This is a genomic window from Aquisalinus luteolus, from assembly GCF_009712425.2.
In the GTDB taxonomy this organism is placed as follows: domain Bacteria; phylum Pseudomonadota; class Alphaproteobacteria; order Caulobacterales; family Parvularculaceae; genus Aquisalinus; species Aquisalinus luteolus.
Genome location: NZ_VCJR02000001.1, coordinates 1,684,390 through 1,708,541, shown reverse-complemented (window position 1 = coordinate 1,708,541; position 24,152 = coordinate 1,684,390). Strand labels below are relative to the sequence as shown.

General features: G+C 60.0%; 21 protein-coding genes. 16 read left to right on the top strand and 5 right to left on the bottom strand.

Annotation, left to right across the window (positions count from 1 at the left end):
- Nucleotides 1-5 precede the first annotated feature (5 nt).
- From FF098_RS07995 to rodA, 8 genes are all read left to right on the top strand, one after another.
- On the top strand, nucleotides 6-764 hold the full coding sequence (locus FF098_RS07995; protein ID WP_155139112.1) for a DUF481 domain-containing protein: 759 nt from the start codon (nucleotides 6-8) through the stop codon (nucleotides 762-764).
- Between the two features lie 175 nt (nucleotides 765-939).
- Nucleotides 940-1,725 (top strand): DUF481 domain-containing protein, encoded by a 786-nt coding sequence (locus tag FF098_RS07990; RefSeq protein ID WP_155139110.1) that lies wholly within the window; start codon nucleotides 940-942, stop codon nucleotides 1,723-1,725.
- Nucleotides 1,726-1,892: 167 nt separating this feature from the next.
- Nucleotides 1,893-2,672 (top strand): TVP38/TMEM64 family protein, encoded by a 780-nt coding sequence (locus FF098_RS07985; RefSeq protein WP_155139108.1) that lies wholly within the window; start codon nucleotides 1,893-1,895, stop codon nucleotides 2,670-2,672.
- A 255-nt stretch (nucleotides 2,673-2,927) separates the two neighbouring features.
- Entirely contained in the window at nucleotides 2,928-3,968 is a 1,041-nt protein-coding gene (locus tag FF098_RS07980; protein WP_155139105.1) for a rod shape-determining protein, read from the top strand.
- Between the two features lie 43 nt (nucleotides 3,969-4,011).
- Nucleotides 4,012-5,133 carry a rod shape-determining protein MreC gene (gene mreC / locus FF098_RS07975; RefSeq protein WP_155139103.1) on the top strand — a complete coding sequence of 374 codons (1,122 nt, stop codon included), beginning with the start codon at nucleotides 4,012-4,014 and terminating at the stop codon, nucleotides 5,131-5,133.
- Entirely contained in the window at nucleotides 5,126-5,638 is a 513-nt protein-coding gene (mreD, locus tag FF098_RS07970) for a rod shape-determining protein MreD (RefSeq protein WP_166426396.1), read from the top strand. Before mreC ends, mreD begins: the two co-directional genes overlap by 8 nt.
- Nucleotides 5,639-7,633, top strand: coding sequence for a penicillin-binding protein 2 (mrdA, locus tag FF098_RS07965; protein WP_155139099.1), 1,995 nt, complete (start codon nucleotides 5,639-5,641; stop codon nucleotides 7,631-7,633).
- Nucleotides 7,630-8,793, top strand: a complete 1,164-nt coding sequence (gene rodA / locus FF098_RS07960; protein ID WP_155139097.1) for a rod shape-determining protein RodA — start codon at nucleotides 7,630-7,632, stop codon at nucleotides 8,791-8,793. Before mrdA ends, rodA begins: the two co-directional genes overlap by 4 nt.
- A 74-nt stretch (nucleotides 8,794-8,867) precedes the next feature.
- On the opposite strand, the gene FF098_RS07955 is transcribed toward rodA, so the two are convergent.
- Complete coding sequence (locus tag FF098_RS07955) at nucleotides 8,868-9,236, bottom strand: Hpt domain-containing protein (RefSeq protein WP_155139095.1); 369 nt, start codon at nucleotides 9,234-9,236, stop codon at nucleotides 8,868-8,870.
- Nucleotides 9,237-9,395: 159 nt separating this feature from the next.
- Between FF098_RS07955 and FF098_RS07950 the strand changes: the two genes are divergently transcribed.
- Nucleotides 9,396-10,877 carry a sodium-dependent transporter gene (locus FF098_RS07950; protein ID WP_155139093.1) on the top strand — a complete coding sequence of 494 codons (1,482 nt, stop codon included), beginning with the start codon at nucleotides 9,396-9,398 and terminating at the stop codon, nucleotides 10,875-10,877.
- A gap of 72 nt (nucleotides 10,878-10,949) precedes the next feature.
- On the opposite strand, the gene pip is transcribed toward FF098_RS07950, so the two are convergent.
- Nucleotides 10,950-11,906, bottom strand: coding sequence for a prolyl aminopeptidase (gene pip, locus FF098_RS07945; protein ID WP_155139091.1), 957 nt, complete (start codon nucleotides 11,904-11,906; stop codon nucleotides 10,950-10,952).
- 170 nt (nucleotides 11,907-12,076) lie between these two features.
- Here pip and FF098_RS07940 point away from each other — a divergent pair, with 170 nt between their 5' ends.
- Together FF098_RS07940 and FF098_RS07935 are read left to right on the top strand one after the other, a co-directional pair.
- Complete coding sequence (locus tag FF098_RS07940) at nucleotides 12,077-12,790, top strand: hypothetical protein (RefSeq protein ID WP_155139089.1); 714 nt, start codon at nucleotides 12,077-12,079, stop codon at nucleotides 12,788-12,790.
- Between the two features lie 81 nt (nucleotides 12,791-12,871).
- Nucleotides 12,872-14,146: an MFS transporter gene (locus FF098_RS07935; protein ID WP_155139087.1), complete on the top strand. Its 1,275-nt coding sequence runs from the start codon at nucleotides 12,872-12,874 to the stop codon at nucleotides 14,144-14,146.
- A gap of 16 nt (nucleotides 14,147-14,162) precedes the next feature.
- Here the strand turns inward: FF098_RS07935 and FF098_RS07930 are convergent, their stop codons facing one another.
- On the bottom strand, nucleotides 14,163-16,469 hold the full coding sequence (locus FF098_RS07930; RefSeq protein ID WP_155139085.1) for a CHASE2 domain-containing protein: 2,307 nt from the start codon (nucleotides 16,467-16,469) through the stop codon (nucleotides 14,163-14,165).
- A gap of 229 nt (nucleotides 16,470-16,698) precedes the next feature.
- Between FF098_RS07930 and FF098_RS07925 the strand changes: the two genes are divergently transcribed.
- The 4 genes from FF098_RS07925 to FF098_RS07910 are packed head-to-tail and all read left to right on the top strand — an operon-like array spanning nucleotide 16,699 to nucleotide 20,281.
- On the top strand, nucleotides 16,699-17,850 hold the full coding sequence (locus tag FF098_RS07925) for an MlaE family ABC transporter permease (protein WP_155139084.1): 1,152 nt from the start codon (nucleotides 16,699-16,701) through the stop codon (nucleotides 17,848-17,850).
- Nucleotides 17,847-18,674, top strand: a complete 828-nt coding sequence (locus tag FF098_RS07920; protein WP_155139082.1) for an ABC transporter ATP-binding protein — start codon at nucleotides 17,847-17,849, stop codon at nucleotides 18,672-18,674. Before FF098_RS07925 ends, FF098_RS07920 begins: the two co-directional genes overlap by 4 nt.
- 4 nt (nucleotides 18,675-18,678) lie before the next feature.
- Nucleotides 18,679-19,617: an MlaD family protein gene (locus tag FF098_RS07915; protein ID WP_155139080.1), complete on the top strand. Its 939-nt coding sequence runs from the start codon at nucleotides 18,679-18,681 to the stop codon at nucleotides 19,615-19,617.
- Between the two features lie 22 nt (nucleotides 19,618-19,639).
- Entirely contained in the window at nucleotides 19,640-20,281 is a 642-nt protein-coding gene (locus FF098_RS07910) for an ABC-type transport auxiliary lipoprotein family protein (RefSeq protein WP_166426395.1), read from the top strand.
- A gap of 9 nt (nucleotides 20,282-20,290) precedes the next feature.
- Here the strand turns inward: FF098_RS07910 and FF098_RS07905 are convergent, their stop codons facing one another.
- A complete protein-coding gene (locus FF098_RS07905) occupies nucleotides 20,291-22,234 on the bottom strand; it encodes a coiled-coil domain-containing protein (RefSeq protein WP_155139076.1) in 1,944 nt (647 codons plus the stop codon).
- A 193-nt stretch (nucleotides 22,235-22,427) separates the two neighbouring features.
- Here FF098_RS07905 and FF098_RS07900 point away from each other — a divergent pair, with 193 nt between their 5' ends.
- Nucleotides 22,428-23,318 carry an ion transporter gene (locus tag FF098_RS07900; protein WP_166426394.1) on the top strand — a complete coding sequence of 297 codons (891 nt, stop codon included), beginning with the start codon at nucleotides 22,428-22,430 and terminating at the stop codon, nucleotides 23,316-23,318.
- Nucleotides 23,319-23,330: 12 nt separating this feature from the next.
- Here the strand turns inward: FF098_RS07900 and FF098_RS07895 are convergent, their stop codons facing one another.
- Complete coding sequence (locus FF098_RS07895; protein WP_155139072.1) at nucleotides 23,331-24,110, bottom strand: enoyl-CoA hydratase-related protein; 780 nt, start codon at nucleotides 24,108-24,110, stop codon at nucleotides 23,331-23,333.
- Nucleotides 24,111-24,152: the final 42 nt, after the last annotated feature.

Here is a 24,152-nt window from a genome sequence, read left to right as displayed (position 1 = left end):
AGATCATGACCCGTTCAGCGATCAGCCGGGTGCTGTGTGCGTCTACAATGCTTGTTCTGTCTGCAGGCGCGGGGTCGGCGATGGCGCAGGATGAGGAATCCGAAGGCTGGAGCGGCTCTGTCGAATTTTCCGCCGCCAGCGCCACCGGAAACTCGGAAACGTTGAATGTCGGTCTCGCCACTGAAGTGAAGAACGAGGTCGGTCGCTATACCCATCTTTTCAAGGGCGCGTTCAACTATGCCGAGGCCGAAGAGATCGAGACGCAGAACAATCTGCAGCTCTCCTACGATCTCGATGTGCAGCTGCGCGACCGGACATATGCCTATGGCCGCGTGCAATATGACCAGGACGAATTCTCCGGCTTCGAGAACCGCATTTTCGTCGGTGGCGGTCTCGGCCATTACCTGATCGAGGAAGAGGGCTCCACCTGGAAGATCGAAGGCGGGCCTGGCTATCGCTATTCGAAGCTTGAAGAGCCGGACCCTGTGCCCATGGATTTCGAGGAGTCCGAGAGCGAATTCGCTGTCTATGCCTCCAGCGAATATGAGCGTCTGATCCGCGAGGGCGTACAGTTCACTCATCTGCTTGAGTCGACATGGACACAATCCAACACCAGCGTGAAGACGGTTGCGGCACTGACGACGAAGCTGACGGACAGTCTCTCGTCCAAGGTTTCCTATGAAGTGCGCTATGAAACCGATCCGCCTGCGGGCAACGAGAACACGGACACCTTGCTGAAAGCCTCGATTCTGTTTGGCTTCTAGAGAAGTGTAGGGGCATGTGGGAGTGGTCATCAGCGGGCTGATGATCATTTCACTCAAACTTACCGAAGTTTCATTACGTTATTTTATAAAATTTCCACTTCCTTCCTGACAGCGAGCCTGTCACAAATCAAATGTGGCAGAATAAGGGCAACGATCAAAACGGAGGGCCGTTGAAGTGCGGGGTAGTGATTCCGCTGCGTTTGTGTGTGCAGCGCTGATACTTTTCGGGGCGGGGAACGCTCTGGCTACGGATGAAGGTGATGGCGAAGACGCCGTCAAGTGGAGCGGGGAGGTTGAGGCCTCCGCATCCCAGACAACCGGGAATACCGAGAACACCCAGCTGGGTCTCAAGGCAAAATTCAAGCGCGAGGTTGGCCGGTTCATTCATGTGCTGTCCGGCAATGTCAATTACGCCGAACAGGTCGCCCATGACGAAGAGGGCGAAGAATTCTCCAAGATCACCCAGGACCGCTGGATGGTTTCCTATCAGATCGATGCCCAGCTGCGTGACCGCACCCATGGCTATGTCCGGGGACAGTATGACGAAGACCAGTTCTCGGGCTTCAACAAGCGCTGGTTTGTTGGCGTCGGTCTCGGTCATGACGTTATCGCCGGCGAGCAGGTCACCTGGTCCGTCGAAGGTGGCCCGGGCTATCGCTGGTCCGAGCTGGCAGAAACACCGTCTGCGCCGGGTGCGGCGAGGGCGCGCCACGAGTTTGCGGCGTATGCGGACAGCGACCTCAACGTTCAGTTGCGCGAGAATGTTTCCCTGGAGCAGAATGCGAACGTCACCTATGCGGACTCCAACACCACATATGACACGGCGGTCGGCCTGAAGACCAAGCTGACCGAGACCCTGTCATCGAAAGTCTCCTATCAGGTCAAATACGAGACCGATCCACCAGACGGGCGCAAGAACAAGGACACCATGCTGAAAGCATCATTGCTTTTGGGATTCTAGTTCTGCTATCTGTTACACCTTGGTGAATACCTGTTCACCAGCGGGCCACCTTTTCGCCAGCAGGTCGGGGAGGCTTGATTTCGGTGTCCATGTTTGTCATCGCGGGGGTCTCTTCCGGGCAGCAGCGCGCCTCAAAGGTAGTGTAGGGTTTTTAGGGCAAGGCGCTGATGATCAGTCTTTTCAAAATGATCGGCCGGTTCATCAACAATATGGACGCCCGCGCGTGGACGTCCCTGCTGGTTTCTCTTTCCCTTCTCGGGTTCATCCTGATCATGGCGCTGTATGGTCGCGAATGGCTTGGCCTATCGCAAGTCCGTGTCCAGGACATGATGATCCGTATCTCCGAATCGCCCTTCGCGATTGTCGGCGTGATTTCGGTCTTCGCGTTGCTGGCGCTGACAGGCTTTCCCCAGATGCTGCTGATCGCGGGCACCGTGGCGGTGTTTGGCGCGCAGCAGGGCGGGATCTATTCATGGATCGCGACCATGGCCTCGGCGACGCTGACCTTTGCCATAGGGCACGTCTTTGGCGGGTCCTTCGTCAAGAAGCTGTCCGCCGGTCGGATGAACAAGATGGTCGGCATGATGCGAGACCATGGCATCATGACGACGATGATCGTGCGCTGGACGCCGTCGGCCCCGTTTATCGTCATCAACTCCATCGCAGGTGCGGCGCGCATATCGATCGTGAAATTCTGGATCGGCACGGGCCTCGGGATCATACCGAAGATCGTTTTCATTGCCGCCTTTACGGGCCAGGTCGACGAACTGATGAAGTTCTTCACCAATCGCGATCCGCAGCATCTCGTCATCCTCGCCGTGCTGATCGTTGGCTGGCTTGGCTTCCTCCTGTTCGTGCGCTGGCTATACATGCGCATGCGCCGCCGCAACGCTGCCGAGGCTGCGGGGGCTACACGGCCCGGTACTGGCACCGGCCAGAACCTATAGGGCGGCGAATCAGCGCCCGGCGGCCATGTCGGATTTGCAAGGTGTAGAAATACCTATATTTTTTCGCCTTATGACACGAGTTTAAGGTCATCGTGATTGCTGTTTTCAGCAATTTCAGGCATTTTCTACAAAACAAGCCTTGACTCATTTATCTAAGGTTAATTGGGGCTTGATACGATGCAGGCTCACATGGTTCAGGTCAGGGAACCCAGATTGCAGGTATTCTCTGCCGCCATCCCGCATAAAGGATAAAAGATGCTCTCGACCCTTTTTGGAATGATGTCCGCCGATATGGCGATCGATCTGGGCACAGCCAACACCCTTGTCTACGTCAAGGGGCGGGGCGTGGTCCTGAACGAGCCGTCTGTCGTCGCCATTGAGACCCGCAACGGCCGCAAGATCGTTCTGGCCGTCGGCAACGAAGCCAAGGAGATGCTGGGCCGCACGCCTGGCGATATCAAGGCGATCCGCCCGATGCGCGATGGCGTGATTGCGGACTTCGAGGTTGCCGAGGCGATGATCAAGCACTTCATCCGCAAGGTTCACAATCGCCGCTCCTTCGCCAGCCCGCGCATCGTCGTCTGCGTGCCGTCGGGCGCGACGGCGGTCGAGCGCCGCGCGATCCAGGAATCGGCCCTGACAGCCGGTGCCCGCAAGGCTGACCTTATCGAGGAGCCGATGGCCGCCGCGATTGGCGCCAACCTGCCAGTCACAGAGGCGACCGGTTCGATGGTCGTTGACATCGGCGGCGGCACGACAGAGGTCGCCGTGCTGTCGCTTGGCGGTATCGTCTATTCCCGCTCGGTGCGCGTTGGTGGTGACAAGATGGATGAGAGCATCATCAGCTATATCCGCCGCGAACATAACCTGCTGATCGGCGAGGCTTCGGCCGAGCGGATCAAGAAGGAAGTCGGCGCGGCGATGATCGTCGATGGTGAAGAGATCAAGATGATCACCATCAAGGGCCGCGACCTGATGCATGGCGTGCCCAAGGAAGTGAAGATCTCCCAGGAGCGCGTCGTCGAAGCGCTGCGCGAACCGGTGCAGCAGATCGTCGAGGCGGTGAAAGTCGCCCTCGAAGCGACGCCGCCGGAACTGGCCGCAGACATTGTCGATACGGGCATCATGCTGACCGGGGGCGGGGCACTTCTGAAGAATCTCGATAGGGTGTTGCGTGACGAGACCGGCCTGCCGGTATCGATCGCGGACGACCCGCTGTCCTGCGTCGCGATCGGCACAGGCGCAGCACTGGAAAACGAAAAATCCATGCGCAGTGTACTTTCCTCTGCCATGTAACTTTACAGGGCGGGTGGCTGGTGCTGCCCGGGATTGGTAGTCGATGAACGACTTCGGACAGCAACGCCGGCAAAGGCCTGGCAAGCAGGGCAGCCGACGTCTCAGTCTGATATTTCTTCTCACCGTCTCCGTGCTGATGCTGGTCGTCAGCATGTACGGGGCACGTGCCTCCGCGTTCGAAAAGGCGCGGGCGATGGTGCTCGACCTGTTCGAGCCGGTGCTGACGGTTTTCAGTATGCCGATCAACTGGGTCGATAACCGGGTCGGCGATGTCGGCGACTATTTCAACGTGCTGGACCAGAACGAGCAGCTGCGTGCAGAGAACGAAGAGCTTCGCGCCTGGATGCAGGAAGCGCTGACGCTGCGCCAGCAGGTCGACTACTTCAAGCAGATGATGGATGTGAAGGTCGCTGATGAGGCGAGCTTTGTCGATGCGCAGGTCATCGGTGAGTCCGGCGGTCCTTACCAGCGCTCGCTGATCGTCAATGCCGGTACGGCTGACGGGGTAGAGGTCGGCGATGGCGTGATCGGCACAAGCGGGCTGGTAGGTCACATCGTGACGGCGGGCAAGTCATCCTCCCGCGTGCTGATGCTGACGGACTTCAACAACCGCACACCGGTCTTCATAGAGGGCGTCGAGGTCGAGGCCATCCTGGCCGGCCGCTTCCAGGACGACCCGGAACTGAAATTCCTTGCCGTACGGGACCGCGCCGGTATTCGCCCGGGCATGAGGGTCATCACGTCCGGCACTGGCGGTAACCTGCCACGCGGCCTTGCCGTGGGGGAGATTGCGCAGAGCACTGATGACATGATCACCGTCAGGCTGTTTGCCCAGTATAACGACACTGATTTTGTGCGCATCGTCGACTATACCTTTGCCGAAGCCGACCCCGAGCAGGAAGAAAGCCTTGAGGCTGAGGCCGGGGAGACCGGTGATGCACCAGCGGGCGAGACGGCCCCGGCTGGCGGTCCGGCGGGAGCCGGTACGCCGCAATCCGGTAGGCAGGATGCGCCCGTCGGTGATAGCCCGACTGAGCCGGGCACGACGCAGGAAGCTGCTTCGACTGTACCAAGCACCACCGCATCCACGCCGCTCCAGAATACGCCGGCCCCAAATACGCCGGTCGCCGAGGCCATTGCAGACAGCGGAGACGTCAATGGTTGAGGATCGCCCGCTTTTCACATCGGTGGCGCGGGCCATCACCCCGACCTTCCTTGGCTTTATCGGTGTCCTGTTTCTGGTAACGCCAGTCCGGCTGTTTGAAGGCGGCGTGCCGACGCCGCTGTTCCCGCTGGTGGTGATCTTTTTCTGGTCGATCTATGGCCCCGGTTATGTGCCGTCGATTTCAACCTTCCTGATCGGCCTGTTTCAGGATCTGATACTGGGGGGACCGATCGGCATCTGGATGGTGGTCTACCTGCTGGTGCAATATCTGGTCATTACCCAGAGGGATTATTTCCTCGGCCGGGACCAGCATGTGGTCTGGCTGGGTTTTGCCATCTGCAGCGCCGGTGGCGGGCTTCTGGTCTGGCTCCAGCACAGTGTGCTGGCGGGAACCTGGGTGCCGGCCATACCGCTGACCATGCAGATGCTTGTCACGATTGCCTGCTATCCGATTATCGCCATCGCCTTTTCGCAACTCCATCGTCGTGTTATAATAGAACAGTAAATGCGCGTAGAACCATTTGATACCCAACGACACATGGTCTTTTCCCGCCGGGCTGCCCTGTTCAGCGGCGGATCGATGCTGCTTTTCGGCGGTATCGGGTATCGGTTGTGGCAGCTGCAGGTCCGGGATCACGAGGACTATCAGGTTCGCGCCGACAATAACCGCTTCAACCAGCGGGTGATCGTACCGCTGCGCGGGGAGATCTATGACCGGTTCGGCGTGCCACTAGCGACGAACCGCCAGAACTTCCGGGTGCTGCTGGTCGCCGAGGAGGTCAAGGACATCGCCGGTACGCTGGCGGAGGTTTCCAAGATCGTCGACCTGACCCCGCAGGAACAGGAGAGAGTGCTGCGCGAGGTCCAGCGCAAGCGAGCCTTCACCCCGATCGAGGTCGCCGACAATCTGAGCTGGGAAGACTTCGCCAAGGTCAATTTCCAGGGCCCGAAGCTGCGCGGTATCCATACCGAAGTCGGCTATACGCGCGATTATCCGTTCAAGGATCAGACGGCCTTCGTCGTCGGCTATGTCGGTGCGCCTTCGGATGTTGATATCGATGCTGTCGGCGATGACGAGAAGACAGAACGATTGCTGCGCCAGCCGGGCTTCCGCATCGGCAAGGCCGGGCTGGAACGGTCCCATGACGAGGAATTGCGCGGCAAGGCAGGCTCGACCATCGTGCAGGTCAACGCCCATGGCCGGGTCATCGAGGAATATCCAAACGAAAGCGACAAGTCGATCCAGGGCGGCACGCTCGGCCTGACGATCGACGCCGAGCTGCAGATGGCGGCGATGGAAGTGCTTGCACGCCCCGTCATCGAGCCGAAGGAAGGCGAGGAGCCGGAAAAGATCAGCGCCTCTGCCGTCGTCATGGATGTGGAGACCGGTGATGTCATCGTCATGGCCTCGACGCCCGCTTATGATCCGAACGAGTTCAACGTCGGTATACGCCAGTCGCTGTGGGAATCCCTCAACAAGGACCCGCTGAAGCCTCTGATCAACAAACCGCTCGCCGGTAACTATCCGCCGGGCTCGACCTTCAAGCTGATCACGGCAATTGCCGCGCAGGAAGCCGGCATCAAGCCGTCGCACCGCGTCCATTGCGGCGGGCGCATCTGGTATGGCAACCGCTACTTCAACTGCTGGAAGCGGGGCGGCCATGGCACGCTCGACATGAAGGGCTCGATCAAGCATTCCTGCGACGTCTATTACTGGGACCTCGCCCAGCGCGTGGACATCGACAAGATCGCCGAAGTCGCCCATCGTTTCGGCCTTGGCGAGACCTATGATCTCGGCATCGGCAACCAGAGCGCTGGCGTCGTGCCGAGCCGCGAATGGAAGAAGAACTATTTCGCCTCCACGCCGGAGCGCCAGACATGGTTCCCTGGCGAAACGCTGTCCGTTGCCATCGGGCAGGGCTATGTCACGGCGACGCCGTTGCAACTGGCGGTCATGACGGCACGGATTGCGACAGGCAAGCAGGTTCAGCCGCGCCTGATCAGGGCGCATGCGGACGGTGTGGTTCCGCCGCCGGCGAGCCCGGATATCAACATCAAGCTCGACGACCTTATTGCCGTGCGAGATGGCATGAATGCCGTGACCAATGAGTGGGGCACGGCCGCGCGGTCCCGTCTGGAAGATCCTGACTGGCAGATGGCCGGCAAGACCGGCACCAGCCAGGTCGCCAGCCTGCAATATGATGCCCGCGGCAACCGCATCAAGAACGAGGACCTGCCGCGACACCTGCGCGACCATGCCCTGTTCGTTGCCTTCGCACCTTATGAGAACCCGAAATACGCGATCTCCGTCGTGGTCGAGCATGGCTCGTCCGGTTCCGGCGCTGCCGGGCCAAAGGCGCGGGACATCATGAAGGCGGTGACAGCGAAAAACCCGTCTGCATTGCCCGGGTTCAATCCGGCCACGGATGAACCGGTCAAGATGGCATCGCTCGCCTATGAGCTGCCGGCCAGCACCAATCCGGGGGGCGGGTCGCGATGAATACGCTCGTTTTGCCGGACCGGCGCGGGGGCTTGCGCAAGAACCTTGCTGCAGTGAACTGGTGGCTGGTGATCTTTTTGAGCCTGCTTGCTGCCACGGGCGTTGCGACGCTCTATTCCGTTGCTGACGGTTCCTGGACGCCATGGGCGGCAAACCACATAATGCGCTATGCGCTGGGTCTCGTGATCCTGATGATCGCTGCTTTCATCCCGCTGCGCTTCTGGCTGTCGCTTTCCTATCCGGCCTATTTCTTCTCACTGGGCCTGTTGGCACTGGTGCCCTTTATCGGCGAAGTGAACATGGGCGCCCAGCGCTGGATCGTCATTGGCGGTTTCCAGCTGCAGCCGTCGGAAATCATGAAGATCGCTCTCGTCATGGGGCTGGCTCGCTATTATCACGGGCTCGACTTCAAACGGGTGTCAAACCCGTTCTATCTCATCATTCCGCTGGCGATGATCGGTCTGCCGGTCGGGCTTGTCTTCCTGCAGCCTGATCTTGGCACGGCGATCCTGCTCGGCCTGTCAGGCGTCGTGGTCATCCTGCTGGCTGGCCTTAGCTGGCGGATTGTCATTGTCGGCGCGATCCTCGGGCTGATGGGCGTGGTGACAGTCATCCAGATGGACCTGATCAAGCCATACCAGATCGAGCGCATCACGTCCTTCACCAACCCCGATGCCGATCCACTGGGGGCGGGCTATCACCTTGCGCAGTCGAAGATCGCCATCGGATCGGGCGGGGTGACGGGCAAGGGCTACATGAACGGCACCCAGAGCCAGCTCGACTTCCTGCCGGAAATGCATACCGACTTCATCTTCACGATCTTCGGTGAGGAGTTCGGGTTTTTCGGCACCGTCGCACTGCTGGGGCTGTATCTGGCGGTCTTCCTCATAGGCACCAACATCGCGATGAAGGCGAAGTCCCATTACGGGCGGCTGGTGACGATGGGCATTTGCATCACCTTCATCAGCTATGTACTGATCAATACCGGCATGGTGATGGGACTGGCCCCCGTCGTCGGCGTGCCACTGCCGCTCGTTTCTTATGGGGGGACGGTGATGCTGACCATGATGGCAGCCTTCGGCCTCGTCATGAGCACATGGATCAACCGTGATCAGGACACGCTGCGCACCTCGATGTCCTATTACGGGCGCATCAACTAGAGCGACGTGATCTCTTTTAGCGGATAACAAAAAGCCCCTGAAGCGGGGCTGTCTCGTCTTGGTAGGGAGGTGGGTCAGGCGGCCTTGCTGACGAGCAGGCTGTCGAATGCTTGGCGCGTTGCCTGAATGTCGGCATCGACCTTTTCGAACGCGGCACGGGCAGCAGCAATATCTTGGGCGCGGCATGCGGTTTCGATCGTCTTTGCCCTGTCGGCTACTTGCGTGGCACCGAGGTTTGCAGCCGAGCCTTTCAGCGCGTGGGCGCTGGCGCTGGCTTCAACGAAATTCTCGTTATCCAGATGTGCGGTCATTGCCGCAACGATCTCGTTATTCGATTTCCAGAACGCATCCAGAATCATCTTGGCGGTGTCGACACCGGCAGAGGCGATAAGCATCTCCATCTGCTCGCCATTGATGACGTCCATTTGGGAGGAATAATCCATAATCTTTACCTTCTCTGTCGTTCTGCGCTGCGCCTTGCCCCGTTCGAGTGGCTTTCAGCACAAAACCCCCTGTCTCCAAGTCGATAATATTGCTATGAAAAGTGAAAATTTGTCTAAAAGACACTGTGAAATTCGAATTAACCAAGAGGGGTTAGGAGTATGGCTGGACCGACGCAGGTGAATAACGAGGAACACTGGTCCGGCAAGGCGGCGTTTACGCTCGCGGCTATCGGCTCTGCAGTCGGCCTCGGCAACCTCTGGCGCTTTCCCTATGTGGCCGGGGAGAACGGGGGCGGGGCCTTCGTTCTCGTCTATATTCTGTGCGTTGCCGTTATCGGCCTGCCGGTTCTGGTTGCCGAACTGATGGTCGGCCGGCGCGGCGGCGGTTCTGCCGTTTCCGCCGTGGCACGCCTGGCGCGCAACTCCGGCAATACAGTCGCCTGGTCCGTCCTGTCATGGGTCGGCATGATTGCCTGTTTCCTGATCCTGTCCTTCTACTCGATGATCGCCGGCTGGGTGATCTTCTATCTCGTCGAGATGGTGCGTGACCTGTTTACCGGCATCGACCAGCAGGGCCTAGGCGCGATCTTCGGTGGCGGCTTTGCCGGAGAAACGGAAGCTGACATCAACAACAAGCTGCGCGGCCTGTTCCAGAACCCGGCGATGGTCATGGTCTATCACGCGATCTTCATGGGCGTGACGGTGTTCATCGTCGCCCGGGGCGTGAAGGGCGGGATCGAATCCGCCGTGACGATCCTGATGCCGGCTTTCTTCATCATGCTGATGGTGCTGGTTGTCTTCTCTCTCGTGCAAGGCGAAGCGCTGATGGCGCTCGACTATCTGTTCAAGCCGAATTTCGAGATCCTCGGCCAGCGGCTGACGGATGGGTCGATGCTGACCAATGCGCTGGGGCAGGCGTTCTTCTCGATCTCCCTCGGCTCGGTGATGATGGTCACCTACGGCATCTATATGGGCAAGGACCAGAGCATCCCGTCATCGGCGCGCACTGTCGTCGTCGCCGACACGGGCGTTGCCCTGATCGCCGGTCTTGCCATGTTCCCCATCGTCTTCCAGTTCGGCATGGAGCCAGCGGCCGGTCCGGCGCTGATCTTCAACACGCTGCCGCTCGCCTTCCAGCAGATGCCATTCGGGGCGTTGTTCGGCATTGCCTTCTTCCTGATGGCGACGTTCGCAGCGCTGACCTCGTCTATCGCACTCCTTGAAGTGTCGACCGCGTTTGCCGATGGCGACCGTGACCTGTCGCCGGAGAAGAAGAAATCACGCCGGCTCTATGGCGCCGTGATCATCGGCTTTGCCTGCTTCCTGTTCGGCATTGCCCATATCTACTCGATGGTGCCGACTGAAACGCCGAATTTCTTTAACCAGTGGGTACCTCTGGATTTCGGCATCTTCGCCGGTTCGACGATTTTCGATTTTGCTGACAAGCTGACATCCAACGTGATGTTGCCGCTGGGCGGATTGCTGATTTCGGTCTTTGCGGGCTGGGTGGTGACGTCATCCTCCGCACGCGAGGAGATTGGCTTCAAGTCAGAGCGCATGTTCAAGATCTGGCATGTACTGGTGCGCTATGTCTGCCCGATCGCCGTCGGCGCGGTGATGGTCTACGGATTGATCCCGTAAGAGTGGGGCGCCAGCCTTCATGAACGCAAAAAGCCGGCCTTCGAGGCCGGCTTTTTTGATTCTGCATCTCGCTCAGAGCCGCTTGTATTTCTCGGTTGCGCCGACAAGGCCAGCGATGATGCCGGGCTCGCTCGCCGCATGACCTGAATCCGGCACGACGATGAGGTCTGATTGCGGCCAGGCCTTGTGCAGTTCCCAAGCGGATTTCATTGGCGTGACGACATCGTAGCGGCCCTGTACGATCGTGCCCGGAATATGGGCGATCCTGTCCATGTCGCGCAGCAGCTTGTCATCGGCATCGAAGAAGCCGCCATTGACGAAGTAGTGGCATTCGATCCGGGCGAAGGCGAGGGCGAAATAGTCCGACGCGAAGCTCGTCATCCGCTCCATCGACGGATAAAGGGAAACGGTCGATCCTTCCCACACGCTCCATGCCTTGGCGCATGTGACCTGTTCGGTGGCATTGTCGCCGGTCAGCCGCTTGTAATAGGCGGCCATCATGTCGCCGCGCTCGTCCTCGGGGATCGGTTCGATGAACTTCTCCCACTGGTCCGGGTAAAGCCAGTTGGCACCTTCCTGATAGAACCATTCAAGCTCTGCCCGGCGCAGGGTGAAGATGCCGCGCAGGACAAGCTCGGTCACGCGCTCCGGATGGGTCTGGGCATAGGCAAGCGACAGGGTCGAGCCCCATGAGCCACCGAAGACCTGCCATTGCTCGACACCCAGATGTTCGCGAAGGACCTCCATGTCCTCGATCAGGGTCCAAGTCGTGTTCTCGCGCAGTTCCGCATGGGGCGTAGAGCGGCCGCAGCCGCGCTGGTCGAACAGGATGATCTTGTATGTACGCGGATCGAAATAGCGCCGCATGGACGGCGTCGTGCCGCCACCGGGGCCCCCGTGGCAGACAACCACAGGTTTGCCATCCGGCGCACCGGAAACCTCATAATATATCTCGTGCAGGGGGGAGACTTTCAGGTGACCGGACTGAAAAGGCTCAATTGCCGGAAAAAGGCCGTATTTCTTTATCATATTATTGTCTTGCGTCCCTGTTCGATGGTATGTGTTTAACAACCATTGGGTAAGAAACAAGCCGGTTTATGGCAGTTTCAGGGGCCAGTTTCCGCGGGGGAGAGTGAAACAGGCGTCTGCACCGATGGTGTGGGTAAGTATTGGGCAGTAAATCAAAGGTGGCGGGCGTAATGAGCATTCCGTTTTTCTCCTCATCAGACCGGACAAAAACACAGCGCTCCCGTTTCATACTTCATTCTCTTACGATTTTTTTAGTCGCAGGCGGACTCTCTGCCTGTGCGAGCGTCAAGATCCTGCCGCCTGAAACCTCCGTCGCAAGCTCTCATCAGCCAGCCTCATCCGGCTATTCCGAGCGTCAGGAACTGGTGCAGGCTGCGCGCCAGCTGGAAAGCACGCCGTGGCCGGAGGTGACGGAAGCCTCGCTGACCAACCGCATGGTCTCCGTCCTGTTCGGGCGCGAGGAGGTTTCCGAGGGCACCAGCCGGGAAGAAGCGCTGGATATCTATCTCGCCTCGCTGAACGCGTCACCGAGCAACGCGCCATCGACCCTGATGCGCCACGCCGACAATACGTTGCGCGCCGCCCGAAAGGTGGCCGAGCGCGGGCGCATGGCGGCGACAGCAATCAATCCGAGTGCAGATGATATCGCCGTGCTGGAGGAAGCGATCGGCGATGTGCGCGCCAGTCGCGACATGTATATCGCAGCCCTGAAGCGGCTGAAATCCGACGGGCACATCGTGCCCGATGGCGACGTGGCTGAGCTGCAGGCGGCGTTTTCCCAGACCATCCGCGATATCGGTTCGACTGCCGACATGGTTGCAGCACGCAGCATGGACAGGCATCAGGCTTCCGAACTCGCATCCAGCGAAACCTCCAACCAATAGTTCTCGAGACATTCCCTGTCTCGACATTCTGGTCCCGAACAGGCTAAGCCATGACCTCTGTCGTAACGCAAGAGGCGGCCCATGCTGCTGACCCCCGCCCGCGGCTTCACGCTGCTTTACATCGCCCAGTTCCTTTTTCTCGGTGTGCAACTGCCGTTCTTTCCGGGCTGGCTGTATGAAACCGGATTCTCGGAAAAGGCGATCGGTCTTGTTACCGGCGGCTCGCTGATCCTGCGCCTGCTGCTGGGACCGGTCGTTGCCTACTGGGCCGAGGGCCAGCGCGACCAGCGGATCATCCTCGGTATCATCAGCGCGCTGATGTTCGTTTCCGCCTCGCTATTGCTGCTGGGCCAGCCGGGGTGGTCCATAGCTCTGTTGACGATCACCATGATGTGGAGTTTCGGCTGCCTGGTGCCGCTGACGGATACAGCCGTGATGCGGGAAGACCGGGCAGGGACGCTCAATTACGGGCGCACGCGTGCGTTCGGTTCCGGTGCCTTCGTTTTCGCCAACCTGGCGGGCGGGGTGCTGATCGCCCGTACCGGCGATGCGGCAAGCGTTGTGTGGATGGCGGGCGCTGCGCTGTTGTCTCTCGTCGTCATCATCGGACTGCCCAAGGGCGCAAAGCGGGCGGAAGGCGAGGCAGCAAGCCGACTGGCACCGCCGAAGCTGTCGGATGCCATACGCCTGTTCCGCTCGAAATCGTTCCTGCTGATGCTGACCGCGGCCGGACTCACCCAAGGCGCCCATGCGGTCTATTACGCCTTCTCCAAGCTGCACTGGTCATCGCTCGGTTATGGCAGTGATCTTATCGGTGTGTTGTGGACCATCGGCGTTGTCGCGGAAATCATGATCCTGTTCTTCGGGCGGCCCCTGTTGAAGCGGTTCGGGCCGGTCCTGTTCATCGGCGCCGGTGCGCTGGCCGCCTTCATCCGCTGGCCGCTGATCGGCCTGTCACCGCCATTGCCGGTCGTGGTCCTGCTACAGACGCTGCACGCCTTTACATTTGCCACCGTTTATCTCGGTACGGTTGAATTCATCTCCCGTGCCGTACCGCGCAATCTGGAAAATACCGGCATGACGCTGGTGTCGACGATCGGGATCGGGGCGTTGACCGGTGTGGCGACGATTATTTCAGGGTTGTTCTTCACTGCCGCCAACCCGTTCCCGGCTTACGCGATGATGGGGGCGATGGGCGGCGTCGCGGTGCTCGCCACGCTTGGCCTGTGGCGGCACTGGGATGGCGGCATCATCCGCTCCGAGCGCGGCAATGAGGATGACGCCACCAGTGACCCAGATGGCGATCCGGATGGTGACATCACAAAGGAACCTGTGCCCGTGCCTGACAGGCCATAACCGGGAAAGTCGTGACTTACAGATAGACCTGCTGGCTGCCGTCCCATAGCGGTGCCTTGACCTCTGTGGCGCCTTCCTTGCGGGCATGCTCGATCCGTTCACGGAACAGGCCGACATAGGCCTCATGCGTGCCGGGCAGTTCTTCCAGCTGCTTCAGATAAGCTTCTGCCGCTGCGATTGAACCTTCCCGCCATGACACGACGAGCGCACGCTGTGTATCGGACATGTTGCGGAAGGCCTTCGAGGCTTTCAGGAACGGATTGCCGACAAGGCCATAGACCGGGCGCGGCGTCGTGTCGTCATTCACCTTCAGCACGTCGAGATCGAGGAAAGCGAAGTGATGGCGCAGGGCGGTAAAGACCGTCTCGTCGCAGATGATCGCCGGGCCATAGAGGCGCGAACGGTTGCGCAGCAGATTGGCGAAGGCGACAGCCGGGCCGATAACCGAATAACGGTTACGGTTGCCCCGCCCGACCGGGCCTGAGAAGCAGACATCGCTGGAGATGCCAACCTCAAGGCGTCCCTGACCGAAGGGGGACGGGATCTCCTTGCCAAGCAGGCGCGCAGGCCTGACCGACTGGGCAAGCTCCGTATCTTCCGCCAGCTGATTGATATCCTCGATCATCTGCAGGGCACAGGAACAGGCATCCTCGATATGGTCGGCTTCTTCCTCCGGCACGTTCCAGTAGCCGAGCAGGCGGCCATCCTCGCCATAGTCGACGGTGCCGCCGAGATTGAGGATCGTCTGGCGCAGGCGGTCGTTCGTCTGGGCTTTGAAGGCCATGTAGGCGGCGGGGTCCTTCAGGAACTCAGCACGGATCGCATCCGGCAGGCGGACATTGCAGGACAGGACCGTGACCTGGCGGCGCGTGCCGTCCAGCAGGTGGGCGGCGCGGCCACGCTGCAGCTTGGCCATTGTCGAGGGTGGCAGGGCACCGTGGAATGCTCCGCGTACGGCGTCGTCCCGCAAGACGGAACCGGCAAGGCGGCTGAGCACGACCCCGATCTGCCCGCCGATCATCGCCGAGATCGCTGGTGATGGATCGATCAGCATCGAAGAGTTCGAGAAGATCACCCAGGAGAGGATGAACATCGCGATGGAGAGCACGAGCGTATAGCTCGCTGCCAGAACCGGTGCGAGGACGAGGGCGCAGATGACAGCGCCGACACCGAGGAGGAGGGCGAGACCGGCCTCCAGAAAGCCAGCCCATTCCGGGCGATTGAGGCTGACGCCATCAGCCAGCTGGTCGGCCATAAGCGCATGAACCTGTGTTTTCGACATCTCGCCACGGGCGGTCTCGACGATGGAAGAGGCGTTCACATTCTCGCCGATGAAGACGACATTGCCCTGCAGCGCGCTGGTCCAGCTGTCACTGCCGGACAGGACCCGCCAGGCGGAGATGGTCGGGATGGAGACATCGCTCGGCAGGTACAGCGTTGCCGCGTTCTGCCGGTCAAGAGCGATAGTCTCGCCATCGATGATCATCTGCGTGAAGGTGCGACCCGAAGAGCGCACGACACTGCGATGGGGCACGGCAGTGGCCGTACCATCCTGAAGGATGACAGATGCAAGCGCAGTGCTCGGCATCGGCGTTCCATAGGCATTCCACGCCAATGGTACCCGCCGCACCGTGCCGTCACTGTCTGCAGGCAGGGCGCTGACGGAAGAGCGCGCATTGGCGGCGATATTGCTGGCGAGCTGCCCCTGTGGACGGCTGAGGGGCAGGGCGAGGAAGTCCGTGCTCGCGCCTTCCTCTATTTCCAGGTTGAGCCATGGGGATGAGACCGCTTCCGTCCGGATCCATGCCTGACCGCTGGAAAGCTCGGCATAAGCTTCCGGTGCAATGGCAACGGCGGAGGGAATGGTCGACAGGGCATTGCCGAGGCTGACATCGTTGCTCGGCAGGCGCGCGACGGCTTCGGCAACCGCGCCGCTCGTCGGTCCCTGACGATTGAACCAGTACTGGCCGACGACCTCCGGCGACAGCGGGTCCGGGCCTTCGACAGGCACAGTGATGACCACGGCGCGGGCACCAGCCTGGCGAACCGAGCCGACCAGTTCTGCAAGCGCCGTCCGGGGCCATGGCCACGGGCCGACGCGCTCGATGCTTTCCTCGTCGATCATGACGATCGCCGGCGTGAATCCATCATCCGAATTCACATCGCGCGGATCGAGGCGCATGAACAGGTCAAAAAACGTTTCGCGTGGCTGGACGCCAGTATTCACCGATGTGCCGAGCGTCAAGCCAACCACGGTCATGATAATCAAGATAGGCAGGATCGACAGCCAGTGATGCTGGGGCGTCAGTTTTTTCTCGAACAAGGGTTTCGTCTCTCTCTCACTGGCCCCATCTCTCGCAGGAGAGGGCGCTGTCTGGTCGCGGGAATCTCACTCAACATGCCGCCGGTCAAGCAGGTTTCGTGCCCAATTTTCATCGTAATATTTGGTAAACCCGGCGTTTAGACCAAGTTCAGGATCTTGTGTCATAACACGCCATGGTGAATGCCGTTTATTGCCAAAAAGAATAAACTGCGTCGAGTAAGGGTAAAAGATGTCTGTCGCGGCTTTTGAGTTACAGGAAACGGGGGACGGGTGGCGCCTTGAGGCGAAAGGGACATGGTCCCTCGGCGCCGGTCTCGGCGACATAGACGGCAAGCTGCGCCGCTTCTCCGACAAGACGATGAGCAAGTCGCTGAAGATCGACCTCTCAGGCGTCGAGACCATGGATACTGCCGGCGCGATGATGCTGCAGCGGACCATGCGGGCCTGTTCCCAGCGCGAGGAAATGGCCGAAGACAACGCCCTGTTCGGCTTCGAGCATGTGAAGGAGGGCTACAAGTCCCTTCTGGCTGCCGCCGCCAACCACCTGTCGCCCTGCGAAATCGATGTGAAACAGGGCAGCGCGTTCGTGTTGATGCTGGAGCGCGTCGGGCGCGGCACTGAAGAGCTGATGTATGAGATATTGAGGCTTGTCAGCTATTTAGGTGAGGTTCTTGTCGGTCTTTACACCGTACTCTCCCGCCCGAAGCGCCTGCGCATGACTTCCATCGTGCACCACATGGAGGAATCCGGTCTCAACGCCACGCTGATTGTCGGCCTGATGTCGTTCCTCATCGGTGCCGTGATCGCCTTCATGGGCGCAACGGTTCTTGCCCAGTTCGGGGCGCAGATATTTGTCGTCGAACTGATAGGCATTACCGTGCTCAGGGAATTCGGCGTGCTTTTGACGGCGATCCTCATCGCCGGCCGTTCTGGCAGTGCCTTTACCGCCGCCATCGGCTCTATGAAGCTGCGCGAGGAAGTCGACGCGATGGAGGCCATGGGCATTGACCCGCTGGAGGCGCTGGTGCTGCCGCGGCTGATCGCCATGGTTTTCGTGCTGCCGGCGCTGACCTTCATCGCCACCATGATGGGCCTCATCGGCGGCGGGCTTGTCGCCTGGCTGCAGATGGATATCTCCCCGGCCATGTTCCTGACGCGTACGCAAGACATCATCGTCGTCGAAAACTTCATGGTCGGTATGGTCAAGGCGCCGTTCTTTGCCTTCGCTATCTCCGTCATCGGCTGTTACCAGGGCATGCGGGTCGAGGGCTCGGCTGAGGAACTAGGGCGCCATACAACCATTTCCGTGGTTCAGTCGCTGTTTATCGTCATCCTGCTGGACGCGGCGTTCGCCATCTTCTTCATGGAGCTGAACATATGACCCAGAGAGGAGAAAAGGGCGAGCCGATCATCGAGATCGAGAAGCTGACGACCGGCTTCGGCTCGCAGATCATCCACAAGGATCTCGACCTTACCATCAAGCGTGGCGAGATCATCGGCATTGTCGGCGGGTCCGGCACCGGCAAGTCGGTACTGCTGAAGGCAATCATCGGCCTCGTCAAGCCGCGGGCGGGGTCGATCCGTATTTTCGGCGAAGATGTGCTGCAGATGAGCGACCGCGAGCACCGGGCAATCGACCGCCGCCTCGGTGTGCTGTTTCAGGACGGTGCGCTGTTTTCTGCCATGACGGTGGCCCAGAACGTCATCGCTCCGTTGCGGGAGCATTTGCATCTCAGCCCTGAACTGCAGCAGGAAATCGCCTCAATGAAGATCACCCTGTCGGGCCTGCCGCTCGATGCGGCGACCAAATATCCTTCTGAGCTATCAGGGGGCATGCGCAAGCGTGCAGGCCTCGCAAGGGCGCTCGCCATGGACCCTGATATTGTCTTCCTCGACGAGCCGACGGCTGGTCTCGACCCCATCGGGGCGGCGAAATTCGACGATTTGATCATAAATCTCAAAGAATCCTTAGGGTTAACCGTGTTTATGGTTACCCACGACCTCGACAGCCTGCACCGCGCCTGCGACCGCATCGCCGTGCTGGCGGAGAAGAAAGTCCGGGCGATCGGGCCATTGGAAGAAGTCCGCAAGACCGATCACCCCTGGATACAGGAATATTTTTCCGGCCCGCGCGGCCGGGCTGCGTTGGCCTCATCTGTGCAAGAACAGGACAGTTCGGGCGATAAAGAAGCAAGAGTAGAGTAAACCGATGGAAACACGGGCACATTACATTCTGATTGGCGCCTTCATGCTGCTGGCCATCTTCATGGCCGTGCTATTCGCCCTGTGGCTCGGCTCCGTCGAGCGCGAGTTCGACGAATATGACGTCGTCTTCAACGAGCGCGTCTCCGGCCTGTCTGAAGGCGCGGCGGTGTTGTTCAACGGTATCGATGTCGGCGAAGTGCGCGACCTGAAGCTCGATGAGGATAATCCTGAGCGGGTTATCGCCCGGGTACGCGTCAACCAGGATACGCCGATCAAGCTCGACACCAAAGCCGAACTGGAATTGCAGGGCGTTACCGGCCTTGCCGTGATCCAGTTCTCCGGCGGCTCGCCGGCAAGCCCGATGCTGAAAGAAGTCTCCCGCCGCAGACCGCCGCAGATTCAGGCCTCCCTGTCGCCAATCACGAGGCTGCTCGAAGGCGGCGGTAACATCGTCGCCAGTGTCCAGCGCCTGCTGACCCAGGAAAATACCGACACGGTCGCCCGCATCCTCGCCGATGTAGAGACACTGACCGATGCGCTGGCCCAGAAGGATGAAGAGATCGTCCGCACGATCGACAACCTTGCGACGGCCAGCGACCAGCTGGCTGCTTTCGCCGATACGCTCGACGAGCGCTCCGCCGAGCTTGAGAGCATCCTGCAGGGGGCCGACAGCTTCGTGAACGAAGATTTGCAGGCTTCGCTGGATGAAATCGACGGTGTCGTGAAAGAGGCTCGTGCCTTTGCCGAGGAACTGCGCTCTACCCTTGGCGATAACCGCGCCGCCATCGACGCCTTTGCCCAGCAGGGCCTTGGCGAGGCCGCTGCTGCCATCGCCGAGAGCCGCCGCCTCATCCGTACCATGGACCAGATCCTGCGCGAGGTTGAGCGCGATCCGGCCCGCTTCCTGTTCGGCGAGACCCGCCCGCAGGCTCAATCAAACTGATCAGGAAAAAATGGATAATACAATGACAAGAACAACTTTCTTCTCGATCCTGAAACTGGCTGTCGCCGGCCTTGCCATGGCGTCACTGACTGGTTGCGCCTCCCTGATCCTCGGCGATGGTGAAGTGCCGCCGCGCTATACGCTTCAGCCAATCGCGATTTCGACGGAGACAGTGGACCCGCTGCGGGTTCGCCTTGTCGTCACCGATCCGCAATCCGAAGCTGCCTTCGATACCTCGCGGATCAGCTTCTCGCCGGAACCGTTGCGGTTCGAGTATTATGTCGAGGGTGAATGGACCGACCAGCTGCCGTTGCTGTTCGGCATCTTCCTGCAGCGTAATTTCGAGAATGATGGTCGCGTCGGTACTGTCGGCGACCGCGTTTCCGTGCCTCTCGGCGACTATGTCCTGCGGACCGATATCAGGGCCTTCCACATCCAGCGCCGGGGCGATGACCGCACTGCGCTCGTCAGCTATTCGGCAAAGCTGTTCAACAGCCGCAACGAGGCGATAGCCACACGCATCTTCTCGACCAGTGAACCTGTGCCGGGCCCGGGGCTCGATGGCTCTGTCGAAGCCCTGAACCGGGCCGCACGGCGCAGCGCGGTAGAGACTGTAGACTGGACGCTGGAACTGATGCGGGCAAACCCGGTCCCGACCAATTAAGGTCAGGTTTCAACCGAAATAATCGAGCGCACCACCGACCAGTACGTAAACCTGGCCGAGGGGTGAGCCGAGATAGTCGTCGATGAGGCCATCGGCGTCGTCGCCATCCTCATCAGGCTCCAGCAACGCATCGAAATTGGCGAGGAAGTCGAAGACGGCGCGTTCGAAAACTTCATTGCGGTCGACTTCGGCCTTCAGCTTGCGGCGGAATTCCATGTCATCCCGGCGCAGGATCTCGTTGGCGAAGATGTTGCGCTCGCCATTCTTGTAACGCATCAGCTTGTCCGTATCGGGACGGCCATAGAGGCGTGTTTCGATCTCCACCATGAAGGACTGCATCTGGCGGATCAGCCATACGATGTCATTGTCCGCCGGATCTGGCTCCTGACGCGTGAGCGGGGGCGAGGTCGGCGCAGCGGGCGTGACCTGTTGCAGGCGTAGCTGGGACTGGCCGCGTGGCTCACTCGTTGTCTCAGGATCGTCTGCGGCAGCGAGGATATCCCGCCACGATGTCGACTGGCGCTCCTCGCGCGAAGCGGGCATGTCCGGCCGGGTCAAGGTCGGTTCACGGCGTTCGCCAGATTTCTGGATGCTGGTGCCAGACCCGAAAACCGGTCCGCGCGATGATGACAGTGTGGGGCGCTCGGCAATCAGTGATTTATCCGGTGCCGGTTTTTCTTCAGGCTTTGTAGAGATATCGGGAGAGGATGACGCAGGGCGCAGCGACAGGCGTGGCAGCTCCTCCTTCTCGTCTTCATCGATACGCATGATCGAGATGGGTCGCTTGGGCGCCTTTGGCGTGAGGTTGCGGGCACTCTCCGCTCTTGCCGCTTCCAGCTTCTCGGCCTGCAGTCTTTTCTCCGACAGGGAGCTGAGTTTTTCGGTCTGTTGAGAGATCGCCTCGGCCAGCTTGTCGGCGCGTTCGCGCTGCTGGGTGATCAATTGTTCGAGGCGTTCGCTTTCTTCGTGCAGGCGGGCCTGCGCCGCGGAAATCGCTTCAGTATTCTCCTGGAAAGCCCTGGTAACGCTGGCAGATTTGTCGGCGGCTTCCTTTGAAAGGTTTTCAAAGGCAGAGCCTGATTCCTCTACCTTGTGGCGTCGCTCCTCGAACGAGGTTGCCAGTGTCTCGAACGCGGTCAGGGCCTTTTCGGCGGTTTCTTCAAGCCGACTGAGTCGCGCTTCCAGCTCGGCCTCGGCGCCGCTGACGCGCTCGCTCGCCGCGCGGGAATGCTCCTCGCCCAGCTTGGCCTTTTCGGCAATCGCTTCGGCAAAGGCATCGGCCTGGGCGTTCATCATCTCGGTCAGTTCGATCAGCTTTTCGCGCTCGCGGGCGACGGAGCCGACGAGGTCGTCATTGCCGCCGCGCAGGGAGGAACCGACCGTGTCGATCGCCTGGACCTGCTGGCGGATCATGCTTTCCGCCGAGGCGAGCTTGACCAGCGCATCGTCCAGATAACTGTTCAGCGCCGTGATCTCGGAGCGCACCGCCTTGCCGACCGAGCGGACATTGGTAACGGCATGGGTCTCAGGCATGGTGAAGCGCGATGACGACATCTCCAGCTCTTCCGCCTTGGCGATCATGCGGAAGGAGAGCGAAAGCATATGGCCAATAATATAGATGAGGGCGGCAAGCGCGATGACGATGGCGAGAATCGGGAAGGTCAGCCCGAACTCGATCGAGAACAGCCCGGTGCGGTTATAGGCCGACAGCGACATGCCGACTGGCCAGCCAACGACGAAACAGCAGATAAAGATGATCGCGGCCGTGCGGAACCAGAACTTCACCTGGGAAGAGGCACGTTCCCACGCAGACGGATCGCGGCGCAGCGGCGGCTCGTAATCCTCGTCACCATAATCCGTATCTGCCTCGACAGGTGGATAGGGCAGCCGGGACACGGATGCGCCGGCAGGGCGCTCGTCATCCTTGTCATCCATGTCATGCGTATGAGCCATCGAGTTTCCGCCAAGACGCCGAGATATCGGCCATGCTGCACCCAAATCGGGTATTCTGGTTAACGATATCTATCGAACCACTTAAAAATGTTATAAGATTCAGCTTCCTGCCAAGCAATGTCTTATCACTTCGCGGACATCTGGTAAAACAACTATGGAATGGTGCCAGATCGCACCGCTACACGGAACAGGGATGTCAGTGAATACCGGGGGAAATCGGCAACAGGCGCGGCTGGACCTTGCGCCGGAAGAGACTGCGCCGCCGCGCCATATCCTGCGCCTGCGCAATTTCATCAATTCGCGACCGTTTCAGTATGCGATCCTGATCCTGATCTTCGCCAATGCGGCGTTGCTGGGCCTGGAAACGATGCCGCATATAAAGGAAAACCACCTCGCGCTTTTCCTGACGATCGATCGTGGCTTCCTTGTCGTATTCCTGATTGAATTGGCCCTGCGCATCTATGCCTGGCGAAAACGGTTCTTTCGCGATGGCTGGAATGTCTTCGATTTCATCATCATCCTGATCTCCGCGCTGGCGACGTCGAACCTGTTTGCCGCCTTGCGTGCGTTCCGCGTGTTGCGGGTGTTGCATGTGGTCACGATGATACCGCGCATGCGCACGGTGGTGCGCTCGCTGATCGACTCAATTCCCGGCATCCTCTCTGTCGGGGTCATAGTTGTGCTGATCGTCTATGTATTCGCGGTCATTGCCTCTAACCTCTATGGCGCGGCGCATCCGGTATTGTTCGGCGACGTGTTCGTGTCGATGTACACGCTGTTCCAGGTGATGACGCTGGAGGGCTGGGCCGAGATCGCCAACACGGTCGCGCGCACTCATCCTAATTCATGGATATTCTTCATCACCTTCGTGCTGATCGGCACCTTCACCATGCTGAACCTTTTCGTTGCCATCGTCGTGCGCGTGGTCGAGGAGGATTCAGAGCATACCGAAGACCTTCTGGTGAAGGAGACCGACGAGGTCCAGCTGGAAGTTCAGGCCCTGCGCAAGGAAATCAGGACGCTGACGGCGCTGGTCGAGACGATTGAGGCGCGGGGGCGGGCGCCTGAGGAAAAGCCTGACTAGGCAGCTTGCCTGTCAGCCCTTCTGCCAGTTGGGCTGGCGTTTTTCCAGGAATGCCTCCAGCCCCTCCTGCGCTTCGGCGCTCTTGCGGTTGCGCACGACGCGTTCTGCCATGTCATTGATCAGCGACGGTCCGATTGGCTTGTCGGCATAGACGTGCAGCATTTCCTTGCAGATCGCGAGGGTGCGCGGCGCACCTTTCAGCAGATGGCCGACGAAGGTTTCGACCGTTTCCTCTATCTGCGCCTGCATGCAAACGGCCTGAACAAGGCCCATCCGGCGCGCCTCGCTGGCCGAGAATTGCTCGCCGGTGAGAAAGTAGCGCCGTGCATTTGCCTGACCCATTGCCTCCATCACAAACGGTGCAATCACAGCCGGCACCGTGCCGAGATGCACGGCGGGCAGGGCGAACCAGGCATCTTCTGCAGCGATGGTGATGTCGCAGCAGGCAGCAAGGGCAAGCCCACCGCCAAGGCAGGGACCTTCCAACACGGCGATGGTCGGCTTGTTGAGATTGCGCAGCGCAAGCAGGATATGGGCGACGCGGCGGGCGTCATCGGCGGTGCCGGCCTCTGCCATGTGCTGCATCCACGCGATATCGACCCCGGAGCAGAATGAATCCGGCGTGCCGCGAATGACGACGGCACGCACCGTCGAGGACGTGTGCAGATGGGCGATCAGCTCCGACATCTCGTCGATGGTCGCGTCGTCGATGGCGTTATGCGCTTCGGGACGGTTAAGGCGCAGGGTTACGACCCCCTTGTCGCTGGTCTCACTGATGATGCGATTGCTCATGGTCCGTTTGCTCCCTGATGCCGGATCATAGTCCGGCAGGAA